General features: G+C 32.1%; 14 protein-coding genes. 7 read left to right on the forward strand and 7 right to left on the reverse strand.

All coding sequences use genetic code 11. The features are described from left to right. Position 1: 1 nt before the first annotated feature. From KO493_RS00670 to KO493_RS00695, 6 genes are all read right to left on the reverse strand, one after another. Positions 2-934 carry an ABC transporter ATP-binding protein gene (locus KO493_RS00670; RefSeq protein WP_216066030.1) on the reverse strand — a complete coding sequence of 311 codons (933 nt, stop codon included), beginning with the start codon at positions 932-934 and terminating at the stop codon, positions 2-4. Positions 935-1,012: 78 nt separating this feature from the next. Continuing rightward, a complete protein-coding gene (locus KO493_RS00675; RefSeq protein WP_216066031.1) occupies positions 1,013-1,222 on the reverse strand; it encodes a hypothetical protein in 210 nt (69 codons plus the stop codon). A gap of 27 nt (positions 1,223-1,249) precedes the next feature. Next, complete coding sequence (locus KO493_RS00680; RefSeq protein WP_216066032.1) at positions 1,250-2,110, reverse strand: N-acetylglucosamine kinase; 861 nt, start codon at positions 2,108-2,110, stop codon at positions 1,250-1,252. Positions 2,111-2,191: 81 nt separating this feature from the next. Beyond that, the gene (gene gap / locus KO493_RS00685; protein WP_216066033.1) at positions 2,192-3,196 is read right to left on the reverse strand and encodes a type I glyceraldehyde-3-phosphate dehydrogenase; all 1,005 of its coding nucleotides are present in this window, start codon (positions 3,194-3,196) and stop codon (positions 2,192-2,194) included. 17 nt (positions 3,197-3,213) lie between these two features. Continuing rightward, positions 3,214-4,200: a 6-phosphofructokinase gene (pfkA, locus tag KO493_RS00690; protein ID WP_216066034.1), complete on the reverse strand. Its 987-nt coding sequence runs from the start codon at positions 4,198-4,200 to the stop codon at positions 3,214-3,216. A gap of 146 nt (positions 4,201-4,346) precedes the next feature. Then, positions 4,347-8,744, reverse strand: coding sequence for a translocation/assembly module TamB domain-containing protein (locus KO493_RS00695; RefSeq protein WP_216066035.1), 4,398 nt, complete (start codon positions 8,742-8,744; stop codon positions 4,347-4,349). A 242-nt stretch (positions 8,745-8,986) separates the two neighbouring features. On the opposite strand from KO493_RS00695, the gene tsaD reads away from it, so the two are divergent. From tsaD to KO493_RS00730, 7 genes are all read left to right on the forward strand, one after another. Further along, a complete protein-coding gene (gene tsaD / locus KO493_RS00700; protein ID WP_216066036.1) occupies positions 8,987-10,009 on the forward strand; it encodes a tRNA (adenosine(37)-N6)-threonylcarbamoyltransferase complex transferase subunit TsaD in 1,023 nt (340 codons plus the stop codon). 47 nt (positions 10,010-10,056) lie between these two features. Then, complete coding sequence (locus KO493_RS00705; RefSeq protein ID WP_216066037.1) at positions 10,057-10,692, forward strand: peptidylprolyl isomerase; 636 nt, start codon at positions 10,057-10,059, stop codon at positions 10,690-10,692. A 2-nt stretch (positions 10,693-10,694) separates the two neighbouring features. Continuing rightward, entirely contained in the window at positions 10,695-11,399 is a 705-nt protein-coding gene (locus KO493_RS00710) for a 16S rRNA (uracil(1498)-N(3))-methyltransferase (protein ID WP_216066038.1), read from the forward strand. Positions 11,400-11,405: 6 nt separating this feature from the next. Beyond that, the gene (locus KO493_RS00715; RefSeq protein WP_216066039.1) at positions 11,406-12,047 is read left to right on the forward strand and encodes a DUF4159 domain-containing protein; all 642 of its coding nucleotides are present in this window, start codon (positions 11,406-11,408) and stop codon (positions 12,045-12,047) included. A gap of 25 nt (positions 12,048-12,072) precedes the next feature. Continuing rightward, positions 12,073-12,573 carry a TrmH family RNA methyltransferase gene (locus KO493_RS00720; protein WP_216066040.1) on the forward strand — a complete coding sequence of 167 codons (501 nt, stop codon included), beginning with the start codon at positions 12,073-12,075 and terminating at the stop codon, positions 12,571-12,573. A 71-nt stretch (positions 12,574-12,644) separates the two neighbouring features. Then, complete coding sequence (locus tag KO493_RS00725; protein ID WP_216066041.1) at positions 12,645-13,733, forward strand: AI-2E family transporter; 1,089 nt, start codon at positions 12,645-12,647, stop codon at positions 13,731-13,733. 8 nt (positions 13,734-13,741) lie between these two features. After that, entirely contained in the window at positions 13,742-14,920 is a 1,179-nt protein-coding gene (locus KO493_RS00730; protein WP_216066042.1) for a class I SAM-dependent methyltransferase, read from the forward strand. A gap of 73 nt (positions 14,921-14,993) precedes the next feature. On the opposite strand, the gene KO493_RS00735 is transcribed toward KO493_RS00730, so the two are convergent. Further along, positions 14,994-15,531 (reverse strand): DDE-type integrase/transposase/recombinase (locus KO493_RS00735; protein WP_216066043.1); only part of this gene is annotated, 538 nt, incomplete at its 5' end.

Raw genomic sequence — 15,531 nt, forward strand, 5'->3', positions numbered from 1 at the left:
TTTAAAACACATTGCCAGTAGACCCTAATATACTTGGTTTTAACTGAAAAATATAATCTGGATTTAAAAGTGTTTCCTCTTTTCGATGTGAAACATAAAGAATAGCTGTGTTACTTTCTGAAGCAATTTTATTAACAAATTCTGAAAATATCTGCGCATCGGCATCATCCAATCCATTCGTCGGTTCATCTAAGATAAGCAAAGGCGGGTGTTTTACCATAGCCCGTGCTATTAACACCAAGCGCTGTTGCCCAACCGATAAAGAAAGAAAATCTTTGTGTTTAACTTCAAATAAGCCAATTAACTTCAACCAATCATGAGCTATAAATTTTTGTCTTTCCGTTGGAAATGTATACAAACCAATAGAATCATAAAACCCTGAAAGTATCATTTTTTCTATAGAATCTAAACGTCGAAATCCGCGCAAGATTTCGGCTGAAAAATGACCAATATTATTTTTAATATCCCAAACACGTTCACCACTTCCCTTCTGCATTCCGAAAAGAACAATATCTTGTCCATAGGCTTTGGGGTTGTCTCCTGTTATTAAGGTGATAAGTGTACTTTTACCTGATCCATTAGGACCTATTAACTGCCAGAACTCTCCTGGTTTAATTTCCCAACAAATGTCTTTTACAATAACACGTGCGCCATATTTAATAGTAACCATATTAAATTTGACTAAAGAATTGAAATCTGCCGCAACTAATTTTTCAGGTTTTGGTAAATCTTTTATTAAATTGGTATGTGCTGAAGTAGTTTCAATGTATTTAACCCTTTCGAAAATTTTATTTTTTAACTGAAAAATATTTTCTATAAAAGCTAGTAAATCACGCTTACGCGATAAAATTTGAACAATGGCCACTGTCTTACTAAGTTGAAACAGTGTTTGAGAAATAGCTGATTGAGATTCAACATCTAAACTATCAAACACATTATCTACAATAATATATTCAGGATTTAGACTAATAATATGTTTAAGAAGCGCTTTTTTTCGCTCCCCTTCAGAAGCTTATTTTAAACTATTTTTATGAATGGTTTCAACGTCAAACTGTTCGTGACGAACTTCTTCTTGAATGAATTTATTTAAAGTAATTTCGGAGAATAAAGCACCGTTGAGTTTGCTAAAATTAATATCTAGGTCACCATTTTGAATACTTTCAATAACTTGACCTTTATCTTCTTTATTTGAAACATAAAGCGCGATATGAGGTGCCAGCATATTGAAAGATTTTTTTAAGATACAGTCTTATAAATCTTTGGTATGAAAAGGAACTAAACCTTCTATGGGTCTACGTTCAAAGTTTCCAACTTTAAAGCCCATTTCTTCTGCTACTGCTTTAATTTCATCTTGAGCAAAAAAGGCTATTGATCCCGCAAAGTGAACAGGTACGGTTTTAAGCTCTTCTTTAAATTGAAAAATCATGTTTTTCGCAAATAATCGAATACCGTCTTTAATCAAGTTAACGATGTATTCTGAATCTTTATTTAAAAACATAAACTCTGCGAAGTTTGCCAAGTAAGCATTAGCATTTGGTTGTTTATAAATATTGTATTTAATATAATCTGATTCCAAATTAAACTTCGTATCAAACGCATGTTTAACAGTAACAGGCATATGATTAAAATAATAGTCTCTAATTAATTGTTTACCGTAATAATTTCCAGAAGCGTCATCCATTAAGATATAACCTAATGAGTTTACACGTTGATGAAGGTGTTGCCCATCATAATAACTACAATTAGACCCTGTTCCCATAATACAAACTACAGCAGCTTCAGTTGGTGTATTTATGGTCGCATAAACCGCTGCTAAAGTATCTTCATTTACTTCAATTTGAGCATTAACAAATATGTCTTGCAATACACCTTTTAGTAAGTTTCTAGGGTTTTCTGTACCACAACCTGCACCATAGAAAAATACATGAGTGACTTCTCCCTTATGTTTTTTTAACTCCTTGGCTCCTTTAATTATCTTAAAAAGTTTCTTTTCTGGTAAAATAGCAGGATTAAGCCCCTTCGTACGAATTTTTTCTAACAATTGGTTTCCATTACTATCTACTGCTATCCAATCAGATTTTGTAGAGCCACTATCAACAATTAAAATCATAAGTTTAGGTATAAAAAAACTCCACAAAATACTGTGCTAGATACACAATAACTCTGTGGAGTTATTATTAAAAAATATAAATTATTTTACGGATGCAATGTGTTGTGCTAAATCAACTAATTTAGTTGAATAACCGAACTCATTATCATACCAAGATACTAATTTAATGAAACCATCATTTAATGCCATACTTGCGTTAGCATCGAATGTACTTGTTTTTGGCTCAGACACGAAATCTTGAGAAACTACACCTTCTTCAGTATATCCTAAAACTCCTTCTAATTCATTTTCTGAAGCTTCTTTTAAAGCAGCTTTAATCTCATCCCAAGAAGCTTTCTTCTCGATACGACAAGTTAAATCTACTACAGATACATCTACAGTTGGTACTCTAAAAGCCATACCAGTTAATTTTCCGTTTAATTCAGGAATTACTTTACCTACAGCTTTAGCAGCCCCAGTTGAAGCAGGTACGATATTATTTAATGAAGCACGACCTAATCTGAAATCTTTCTTAGATGGTCCATCAACAGTAAATTGTGTTGCTGTTGCAGCGTGAACGGTAGTCATTAAACCTTCTACAATTCCAAATTTATCGTTAATTACTTTAGCTAAAGGCGCTAAACAGTTAGTTGTACATGATGCGTTAGATACAATGGTATCAGCAGCAGTAATTTGCTTGTGGTTTACTCCCATTACAAACATTGGTGCATCTGCAGATGGTGCTGAAATAGCTACTTTTTTAGCTCCAGCAGTAATGTGCTTTTGTGCACCTTCTAAAGTTGTAAAAATACCAGTACAGTCTAAAACAACTTCTGCTTCAACAGCATCCCATTTTAAATCTTCTGGGTTACGTTCAGCAGTAATTCTAATTTCATTTCCGTTTACTACTAAATTTCCGTTTTTAGTTTCAATAGTTCCATCAAATTGCCCGTGTACAGAATCATATTTTAATAAATAAGCTAAATGATCAACATCTAACAAATCATTAATACCTACTATTTGAATATCAGGTCTAGTAACTGCAACTCTAAAAGCAATTCTACCTATTCTACCAAATCCGTTAATTCCAATTTTTAATTTTGACATAATCGTATATATAAATGTTAAGTGCTCATGATATCTGAGACACGCAATAATTCTAAATTTATTTTTGTTTTACCTTTTATAGCACTATCTAATGGTGTTAATTCCATTTTACCATTTTTAAGTCCTACCATAAAATTACTCTCTCCATCTAGCATAGCTTCAACAGCTTTTACTCCCATTCGACTCGCTAATACACGATCGAAACAAGATGGTGCACCTCCACGTTGCATATGGCCAAGAACAGAAACTCTTACATCATAACCTTCCATATTCTCATCAACGTAGTCTTTTAGTTCAAAAATATTTTTACCTATTTTATCACCTTCCGCAACGATAACAATACTAGAAGATTTTCCAGACTTTCTACTTTTATTTAAAGATTCGACCAAACGTTCTAATCCTAAATCTTCTTCAGGTATTAAAATCTCCTCAGCACCACCAGCAATACCACAATTTAATGCAATATGCCCAACATCACGCCCCATAACTTCAACAAAAAACAGTCTGTTATGTGAACTTGCTGTATCTCTAATTTTATCTATAGCATCAACCACCGTATTTAAAGCGGTATCAAAACCTAAAGTATGTGTTGTTCCAAAAATATCATTATCGATCGTTCCTGGAATTCCCATAACAGGGAAATTAAATTCTTGATTAAAAATAAGTGCTCCTGTGAAAGATCCATCTCCTCCAATAACCACAAGGCCGTCTACATTTTTATCTTTTAAGCTTTTATAAGCTTGCTTACGCCCTTCCTTAGTTCTAAAATTTTTAGATCGTGCAGATTTTAACATGGTTCCTCCCTTATTAATAATCCCTTTTACACTTCTAGCATCTAGCTCTAAAAAGTCACCTTCAATAAGACCTTCATAGCCACGGTAAACACCAAGACATTCTATTTGGTGATAAGCACAAGTTCTAACTACAGAACGTACAGCTGCGTTCATACCTGGGGAATCTCCTCCCGAGGTTAAAACGGCTACTTTTTTAATTGTATTTGGCATTCATTTTCTTATTTGTTCTTGTAAAATTAAGAAACAAAAACCATATTTCTATAACATAAATCACATTTTAGCATACAATTAAAACTACAACGTTTTAGTTAACCACAAAAATATTAGAATCTCAAAAATGACTTTTATTACTCCCCTTAATTATTGGAATTCCCTTTAATAGAAATGTAATTAGGCAAGGCATTTTCTTTTTTATCTATCGCATTTTCATCTTCATCTTCAATCTCTATAGCGTCAGATTTTCGTAAAATTTCCTGAATCAATTCTCTAAAGGTATCAAAATCTACGCTATATGCCACGCCTATACCTTGAGTATATCCAATTTTTTCTCCAAAATTTCTAATGCTATTTTCTCGATTGAACACATTTGCCGTTAAATTCCCATCTTTATTTAGAAGAAAAGCAATTTCAACATCACCTGCAACAACAGATTGTGTCGCACCACTTCCTCCTACAGGAACCCCTACCTTTCCATTAATTATAACGCGGTCGCTAATTTGAGTTTGTAAAGTTACCCCAAAGCGATCATCGGTTTGATAATCAGGTCTGTTTTGTCCAGATTCGTAATTTAATCCAATATTTAACTTACTATCACCACCAGTAAATAATCCATTAATAATACCATTTAACCTTTCAGCAATTGTTCCTGAAAAATTAAGATCACTTAAACCAGAAGAAAACGATGCGGTAGACAATAAATATAAGGCTTGGTTTTGTTTATCTTCCTTAGATTGCAATCTATAATTCAACTCGGATTTTACAGTTGAATTTACATTAGGAAACTCAAAACTAAATTCTGGTTCTGGCTGCTCTAAATCACCAACTAAAGCTATGTTTAGTTCAACAGGAATACTCCTATTAATTGGTGTATCTAATAAAGGAGATGGGTTAGCTCTAGTTCTATATGTTGCCAACATATCAATTTGGGCTTTTAAAGGATCTCCTTCCCAAGCTATGGTTCCACCAGGTTGCACTATAAATTCTTTTTGAACTAAACCACCATACGCAAAATTGTAAACGCCTTCAAACACAGAAAAATCCCCCCACATATCAAATTTACCATTGGTGTTAATTTCAACAAGTAAACCTCCTCGCCCTCTACCTTTTAAAGAGTGGCCTGTGCTTTTATCGATAATAAGCTGCACTTCTGCATCTTCGGTCACATCTAAATCGAAATCAAGCTCTAAACCTTTAATTTCTTTAAATACAATCTCAATACCTTGTTCTTTTGCCATCTTTTCTTCTTTGGTCATGAAGTGCATATATGAATTGTCTCCAAAGGATTCTGAGTCATTCAAAGGAATATTAAATACAGTGCCTTTTTTTGTTTCTCCTTTCACATTTATAACCAATTGCTCTGTTGGCCCATAGATACTTGCTTGACCGCCTAGAAACCCTGTTCCGTAATATAGAGACTCCTCTTCTTCTTTTGTATCTAAAACAACTAGATTATCCGTTGTTATGTCTAAGCCTAAATTCCATTTAGAAAAGTTTTCATGACTAATAGTTCCTCCAAATACCCCTTTAGACTGGTATTTTGAATCGGTAATTTTTATATTATTGAATTGAAAAGTTTGATTATTTAGTCCTACCGAAGAATTTTCCGCGAAAGCGTAATCCACATTTAAATAAGGCACAGCTAAACCTGCTTTATTTAAAAATAATTCGCCATTAATCTGCGGCTCTTTTAAACTACCAACCACATGAACTCGTCCTGTGGCTTCGCCACGAATATTTGATAAAACACCTTGTAATAAAGCGTTCAAAGGATCTAATTGAAAATCATCGAAGTCTAAATTAACATCAATGGTTGGTTGGTTTTTATTCACACTTATTTCTCCTTGAGCATGAAAAGATTTTGCTAAATCGTTTTTAATAGAAGCATCTACAATGTAATTAGTAAGTGACTCATTTCCTATAATACTGGCGTCAAATGAACCAAGTTGAAACTCATTTATCTTTAAGTCGTTTACAACGATTTCTGACGCTGGTATATAATTACCATTTTCCTGTAAGACCTCAAGTTCTCCATTAACTCTCCCCCCAAATTTTAAGCTATCCAACTCGGGCAAAACCTTATCTAAATCTATATTTACAAAATCAAGTTTAATGTCCTTTTGTGTAGAGTCCTTTATAAAACCAGATAAATTAATAACTTCATCTTCGTGGTTTACTTTAAACTTTTCAAGATGCAAATGAGCTAGTTTCTTATCGAAAGTAATTTTATGAAAGTTATCATCAACTTCATTTATATACCATTTGTGATTTTTTACTGTGAAATCTGATTTTTTAAATCCTACAACAGATTCATTTTCAGCATTAATAGTATGGTAAAAATTTAAGTTAAAATTATCATGGTTACGTTTTCCTCCAACAATTTCAGCACGCATAAAAAGTGTATCATTTAAAGTAACGTTTATCAAATTTAGTTTCGATAAATTATAGAATTTCGTATTTAGGCTGTCCGCCTCAATATACGTATCAAAAAGCGGATTACCATTATCAACTTGCAACTCAACATTGTTTACAAAATAATCATCATACTTTATTTTTGGAGATTTAAACATGAGTTTAAATTTCTTTTCATCACTCTCTACATGACCACGGATAAAAGTGTTTTTAGCCAATTTAACCTCTGGATAAAGAACTTCGACGATTTTATTATAAATTTTGAAATTAAAATCAATGTATTGATGCTCTACAACATCATCTCGCGAATAATTTGAATAATCGTACCCTATAGCATTTTTAAATAATTTTGGCACCTCTTTTAATACAAAACGACCATTCAATTCCCCTTGAATAATGTCTGGAGAATTAAAATACAAAAAACGCTTATCACCTTCAAACCTAGAATTCACTACGAATCTATCAAATTCATAGGTGTCGTTTTCATTTTTATATACCGTGTTTTTGAAAATGATTTTACCGTAAGCATCGTCCAGAGAACCTGCATTCATGTTCATATTTACCTTACTTTTCAATATGGAAATACTATCATTTTTTATGAAGTTTAGCGTTTTTAAATTAGCGTAATCTACGACCGCTTCGAAATCATATTTTTTTACTTGTTCTGAAAAATCTATTAGTCCTAAGAAATTCATTTTCAGATTAGAATCGTTAATCATTAAATTTCCATCGAAAATATTATTCATAACATTTCCGGCGATTTTTATGCCTTCGTAGTTATAGTTATTGTATACTAATTGAAAAATATCTCCCTTTATTTGTGTATCAATTTTTTCAGCAGTAAAACCTTTACCGTTAACATCTACATTTAAAGAACCTTTACCTATTTGGGGTGCATTCAAAAATGAACCAAAATCAAATTCATTCACAATGATGTTCCCTTTATACGAGCCGTTATCAATGTCGTTAATTTTATCAATCTCTAAGTTAGAATCGACAAAACCGATATCTGTAAAAATCTTAATATCAGCAACAACTTTTTGGGTAGTGATTTCTGTATTCCCCATGATTTTAAATTTCCCTACTCTATCAAAAGAAGAAGGGATTGAACGCCCTAATATCCCTGGAAGTAAATGGGTTAAATCTGAATACGTTGATGATAGGCTTCTAAATTTCCCATTCATATAGAATTTATCATCCTTAGTATTAAATAAATTTCGAAATAAAATATCACCATCCACATGTGTTCTAGCACTTGTAGAAAGTCTTAAACCATTCATTTTTAAATTATTCAAGGTTCCAGAAAGATCTACATCAAATTTAGCTTGTATGTTATGTCCAAATTCATCATAAAACATATTTAGTTCATCCAAAAGCACATTAGACCCCTTAAAACTAGCTTCAATGTTTACTTTATCTGTAAAATATTGTAAATCTTCACGTTTATACAAAAACTTAAGATCACCATTAAGAACTGAATGCTCTGTTTTTATTTGAAGATTTGCAAAAGTCATATCACTTAAAGTATAGGCAAAATTGGTCATCATATTTTTAACAACAACACCTCTACTATCTTTAAAAGACAACGTATTTACTCTTGTACTTACATCACTTCCATTAATTAATAAATTGGTAGCATTTATATTTAAGTCACTAAAATAAAGCATTTTGGACGTTTCTCTATTCTCATCTGTAAGACTAAAAACAGAGTTATAAATGGACACATCACTTGAAGAAAGTAAAAAATCACTTTTTACTCGTTTAGGATTATCACTTTCAAATTTATTAACGAAGACGTCTAAATTTGTTTCTTTTTCCCCTTTGTAAGTCCTTACATTAAAATCTAGATCTTCAATATCTACATCTCCAAAAACTAAACTTCCGTTTAATAAGTTTCTAACACTTAAAATTGAGGTATTTAATTCGGTAACACTAATTAAGGTGTCCTTTTTATAATCTTGAATATAAACTTTCTTGAGTTCAATATCACCATTAAGCTGCATGCTTACACGATCTATAAAAATATTCGTTTTATATTCATCATTCAATCGCTGGGTAGCATATTTACCTAACCCAGTTTGCACATACGGAATGGATAAAATAAGCACCAAAATGATGAATAGCATTAAAAAAATGCCTGCTACTTTAGATAGTATTTTAAGAAACTTCTTGATAACTGGTAAAATTACAACTTTATTAAGGATAAACGCAAATAGGTACTAAAGGTACAGATGTAAAAATCAATTTTATGCAAATCGATATATACTTCTTTACGTTTTTATTAAAAAAATAAATGAGTAGTTTTGTGCCTGCGAATAAAACGTTTATTCGATGTAAAATTAACAATTATTGCGCCCAATAGAAATTAATGGCTTCAGAAAATATATATATACTCGGAATTGAGTCATCTTGCGATGATACGGCAGCTTCGGTTTTAGTTAACGGCAAAATATTAAGCAACGTCATTGCAAGTCAGAAAATACATGAAGAATTCGGAGGTGTGGTACCAGAATTGGCTTCTCGAGCCCACCAACAAAATATAGTTCCTGTAATACATCAAGCTTTAAAAAAAGCAAATATTACCAAGGAGCAACTTCATGCTGTAGCTTTTACTAAGGGTCCAGGACTCATGGGGAGTTTACTTGTAGGAACATCTTTTGCAAAATCTTTGGCCTATGGGTTAAATATTCCGCTTATAGATGTGAACCATATGCAAGGTCATATTTTGGCACATTTTATAGATGAAGAAGGTTTTGAAAAACCACCTTTCCCATTTTTAGCGATGACCATATCTGGAGGACATACACAAATTGTTAGAGTTGATAGCCACTTTGACATGACTGTAATTGGCGAAACTATTGACGATGCTGTGGGTGAAGCCTTCGATAAAAGTGGTAAAATTTTAGGGTTAGGCTATCCTGCTGGGCCTGAAATAGATAAACGTGCTAAATTAGGAAACTCAAAAGCGTTTAAATTCACAAAGCCTAAGGTTGACGGGCTAAATTTTAGTTTTTCAGGGTTTAAAACCGCTGTTTTATACTTCATTCAACGTGAAGTTAAGGAAAACCCAAATTTTGTTGAGGAACATTTAAATGACATTTGCGCTTCTATTCAATATACCATTATCGGCATTTTAATAGATAAACTTAAAATAGCTTCGAAAGAGACAGGTATTAATCATATTGCGATTGGCGGTGGAGTTTCGGCAAATTCTGGCATACGCCAAGCTTTAAAAGATGGTGAACAAAAATTTGGTTGGACAACCTACGTTCCGAAATTTGAATTCACAACCGATAATGCTGCTATGATCGCCATTGTGGGTTACTTAAAATATTTAGAAAGTGATTTTGCAAAACAAGATGTTGTAGCTTCAGCAAGACTAAAAATTTAAAACTTAATGAGGACTAGATTTTAAATTAGTCCCAAATCCCCAAACGTATGATAAAAAAACTACTTACTATATTATTTTTTGTTGCTATATCATCCTTAAGTGCACAGACCTCAGTAAAAAAGGAGCTTAAAGATATTGAAAACCCTAAGCAAGCAGATGAATATTTAAAATCTAAAAAATCCAAGAAGAATAAATTAATTATTTTTAATGAAGAAAAACACAAAACGGAACTGGCGACTAAACTGTTCAAAAAAAATGTAGGTAGCACAGAAGTTGTTGATCGTGAATTTGAAAAGATTTATTATAAAATCATGGGTAAAACAAACAACACATATTATCGTGTGTCATATATTTACCTTAATGGAGCGAATCAAAATTTGAGTGAAATAAATTCAATTAGAACCACAATTATGGCAAATTATAAGGATGGTGCTCCTTTTGAATTTTTGGTTAAAAAGTATTCTATGGATGATCGTGCTGAAAAGGGTGGTGATACTGGTTGGTTTACTAAAGGTAAGTTAGATCCGGCATTAGAAGCAAGCTTTACAAACAACAGTCATGAATTAAATGATGTTTACTTCATAGATTTGCCAGAAACGAATAGATATTACGTCGTTTTAAAAACGCATGACCCTAAAGAAATTTCAGAATTACAAGTTTTAAAAGTTACTGAAAGAAAATAAAAATGCAACTTTTTTATAATCCAGAAATAAACGAAACGACGACTCAGTTATTATTTGATAAAACAGAGAGCAAGCACATTGTAAAAGTATTACGTAAAACAGTTGGCGACATACTGCACATAACTAACGGAAATGGTTGGTTGTTTTCTGCAGAAATAATTGTACCAAATATTAATAAATGTGCCGCTAAAATCATTTCTAAAACGCAACATAAGTCGCGTGAATTCAAATTACACCTTGCCGTTGCTCCAACAAAGATGAACGATCGTTACGAATGGTTTTTAGAAAAAGCTACCGAAATTGGTATAGAAAGCATCACCCCTATTATTTGCGATCATAGCGAACGTAAAATAGTAAAAACCGATCGTTTCGATCGTATTTTGCAATCAGCTATGAAGCAATCATTAAGTTCTTATATACCACTATTAAATCCGCCTATTAGTTTTAAAGATTTTATTCAACAGGACTTTTTTGGTGATCAATTTATTGCACATTGTGAAGAAACCAATAAAAAATCATTGAAGCAATCCCTTAAACCAAAAACAGATGTAACCATTTTAATTGGGCCAGAAGGAGATTTTTCAACTAAAGAAATTGAGTTAGCTCTGCAAAATAAATTTATTCCTGTAACTTTGGGAGAAACCCGTCTAAGAACAGAAACTGCTGCGATCGTAGCTTGTCATTCTGTAGCTTTCATAAACGAATAATTATTCATGAGGTTATTTTTTGTTTACTGCTTATGTTTACTTTCTTTCGAGGTATTCGCTCAAGATTTGGCCATTTTAAAATATAAAGGTGGTGGCGATTGGTATGGCAATCCAACAGCTTTGCCAAACTTAATTCAATTTTGTAATAGCCATATAAACACTAAAATAAACCCAAAACCTCAAACTGTAGAAACAGGAAGTTTAGATATTTTCCAATATCCCTTTTTGCACATGACAGGGCATGGAAATGTATTTTTTGATGAAAATGATGCTAAAAACATCCGTAACTATTTAATTTCTGGAGGTTTTCTACATATCGACGATAATTACGGGATGCAACCCTACATCACAAAGGAGTTAAAAAAAGTGTTTCCTAATAAAGATTTGATTGAAATCCCTACTAATCATACCATTTTTAACATAGAATATAAATTCCCAAACGGACTACCCAAAATCCATGAACATGATGGTAAACGACCGCAAGCATTCGGTATTTTTCAAGACGATCGTTTGGTATTACTTTTCACATATGAAAGTGACTTAGGCGATGGCTGGGAAGATCAAGAAGTTCATAACGACCCAGCAGATATTCGTGAAAAAGCACTAAAAATGGGTGCTAATATTGTTAAATATGCTTTTGAAAATTAATAATTTTAGACTTCCTACTATTTAGATGCAACTCAACCACTACAATTCAAATTTTGAAAAGCGAACCTTCCCCATCACATTAGTTTGTCATAACGTAACCAACGCTCCAAATATAGGCAGCTTGTTTCGTGTTGCTGATGCTTTTGGTGTTGAGAAAATAATATTATGCGGACAAAATATTACTCTGGGACGGAAAATGGCGAAAACATCTCGTGCAACCGAAAAGTTTGTTCCATTTGAAATAAAAGATTCAGCGCCGGAAGTTGTTACAACTTTAAAAGATGCTGGGTATCTGATTATTTCAATTGAAATCACAAATAAAAGTGTTCCAATTCACAATTTCAAATTTTCAAAAACACAACCTATCGCCTTTGTTATTGGTGATGAAAATTTTGGCGTATCCGATGAAATTTTAAACCAGTCGGACGCTATAATCCATATTGAAATGTTCGGACAAAACAGTAGCATGAATGTGGTGCAAGCCACTAACATCATGTTATATGAAGTCACAAAACAAATTATTTAGTCTATTCCAATAACGTATTTTTTATTACAGATTTAATTAAGTAGATTTACTTGAAAATAAATTTCTAAAATTTGAAATCAATAACCATTTCAAAAGGTATACTTAGAGCGGTTTATACGCTAATTGGTATTGCTGTATTATTATATTTCTTTTACCAAATACGTTCGGTAGTTGCCTATGTTGCCATTTCGGCAATAACATCTTTAATTTGTAGACCATTTATTAACTTTTTAGAAGACACTCTAAACCTCAAGAAAAACATAGCTGTAGCGATTACTATTGTACTTTTATTAGGTGTACTATTGGGCTTAGCTGGGTTGTTTATCCCATTAATAATGGAACAAGGACATAATTTATCTCTTCTTGATATTGAAAAACTTGAATCTAATTTATTAGAAGTTTATAATTCATTCGCTCTAAATTTCAATATAGAAACTAGCGATATCACCAAAAAACTTAAAGGGTTTCGGGTGTTAGAAATGTTAGATTTCTCCTTTATACCTGATGTATTAAACTCTATTCTAAGTGGCTTAGGAAGTTTTAGTATCGGTTTATTTTCGGTGCTTTTTATCTGTTTTTTCTTCTTGAAAGACGGTACATTATTAGAAAATACACTCCTTATATTTGTTCCTGAAAAAAGCGAAAATCAATTTAAAAATTCCTTTTTAAAAATCAAAAAACTATTATCCAGGTACTTTGTAGGTCTCATATGTCAAATTACAATACTCTTTATTATTTATGCCATCGGCTTATTTGTTGTAGGGGTTAATAACGCCTTCGTTATTGCCTTTTTATGTGCTTTATTAAATCTCATTCCGTATGTAGGCCCAGCTATTAGTGTTGTTTTAATGCTTATACTTACCATGACAACTAATATTGGGCACTCGCTTCTACACTATATTTTACCTAAAACATTTTGGGTGTTTGTTGTTTTTATCATTGGACAACTTATAGATAATTTTGTTAGTCAGCCTATTATCTTTTCAAAAAGTGTAAAGTCTCACCCCCTTGAAATTTTCTTGGTGATTTTGATAACAGGCATCCTATTTGGTGTTGTTGGTTTAATAGTTGCCATTCCTGCTTACACCACTATCAAAGTCATTTTAAAAGAATATCTTGCCGAGAACCGAATCGTTAAAAAAGTTACCCGAAATATTTAATGCTAGACTTGAATAAGCATATTTTAAATACTGATATTCAAGAATTTATTCATTCAAATTTAAAGTCTGACATTCCCAAGCTCTTACTTAAAGGGGTCGATTTTACTGAAGTCAATGTGCAGGATATTATCGAACAAATTGAAGCCAAAAACCGCAGTTTAAAGAAGCTACCTACATGGTTTAAAACGAAAAATATTTATTATCCGAATAAACTTAACATTGAACAGACATCCTCTGAAATTACTGCTAAATTCAAATCGGAACTTATTTCAGGTAATTCTATTATTGATTTAACCGGAGGCTTTGGAATAGATTGTTATTATTTTTCAAAACGGTTTAAAAATGTCACTCATTGTGAAATAAATCCGTCACTTTCTGCTATCGTTAACCATAACTACGAGCAATTAAAAATTGAAAATATTACTACATATATTGGTGATGGCTTAGCGTATTTAAAGGAATCAAAAAATAAATTTGATTGGATTTACATCGACCCATCACGTCGACATGATAGTAAGGGAAAAGTATTCTTTTTAAGCGACTGCTTACCTAACGTACCAAAAAACCTCGAATTACTTTTTAGTCATTCGAACAGCATTCTCATAAAAACATCGCCACTACTTGATTTAACCATTGGCATTAATGAGTTACAGCATGTAAAAACCATTCATATTATTGCTCTTAATAATGAAGTAAAAGAAATATTATGGGTTTTAAACCGTGATTTTACTGAAGAAACATCCATTAAAACAGTTAACTTAAAAAAGAATGACATCGAAATATTTAATTTTCTTTTAAGTGATGAAAAACTAGCGGAACCTATTTATAGCGAGCCACGCTCTTATTTATACGAACCCAATGCTGCTCTTTTAAAAGCAGGGGCTTTTGAAAGTGTATCAAAGCGATTAAACATTTTCAAACTTCATAAACATTCACATTTATACACCAGCGACGCAATAATCGAGTTCCCAGGAAGACGTTTTAGAATAGAAAAAACGTTACTATATAACAAAAAGGAAATAAAAAAGTTGGGGCTTTCAAAAGCTAATGTTACAACTCGTAATTTCCCCGAAACTGTTCAAAATATCCGAAAAAAATTTAAAATAAAAGATGGTGGTAATTTTTTCCTATTTTTCACCACTAATAATAATAATGAGAAAATTATATTGATATGCACGAAATTATAATATTCTTAAATTAATGTCTTAACTGTTTTGGCCCCTGTAAAACAAGAGTAATCTTTTAAATTTGGATTATTAATTAAGCTGTTAATTTTTTCATCACAATTAGATGCTTATCAGCATTCCATTTTTCCATTGGTGTTATGCGTCCCAACAAGCCGTGAAGTCTTCTATTGTTATAAAATTTCACGTAACGTTTTAATATTTGTTCTATTTCTCCAAAGTATTGATAGTCGAACCTTTTAAACACCTCTTTTTTCAAAATACCGTGATAGGCTTCAATATGTGCATTTTCTTCTGGTGTCGCAATGTGTGTAAATTCTTGTTGCACTCCAATCAGATTTAAATACTCACGTACCTTTTTAGCTATAAATTGGCTTCCGTTATCACTTCTGATAACCACATTTTCAGGGTAATCATAATCTTCAAAAAATTCAGATAATAGTGCTATTACGTGATTTTGTTTGATGTTAAATGAAAAATAGTCTTTTAATATTCTACGTGAGTGAACGTCTATAACCGAGAGTAAATAAGCATTTTTACCTACACTTGGTATCCAAATCATCTTTATATCCATCTCCAGGCACTCTAAAGGCCTAGAAGTATGAACTTTTCTA

It is taken from the genome of Pseudotamlana agarivorans (assembly GCF_018860245.1).
Taxonomy (GTDB): Bacteria; Bacteroidota; Bacteroidia; order Flavobacteriales; family Flavobacteriaceae; genus Pseudotamlana; species Pseudotamlana agarivorans_A.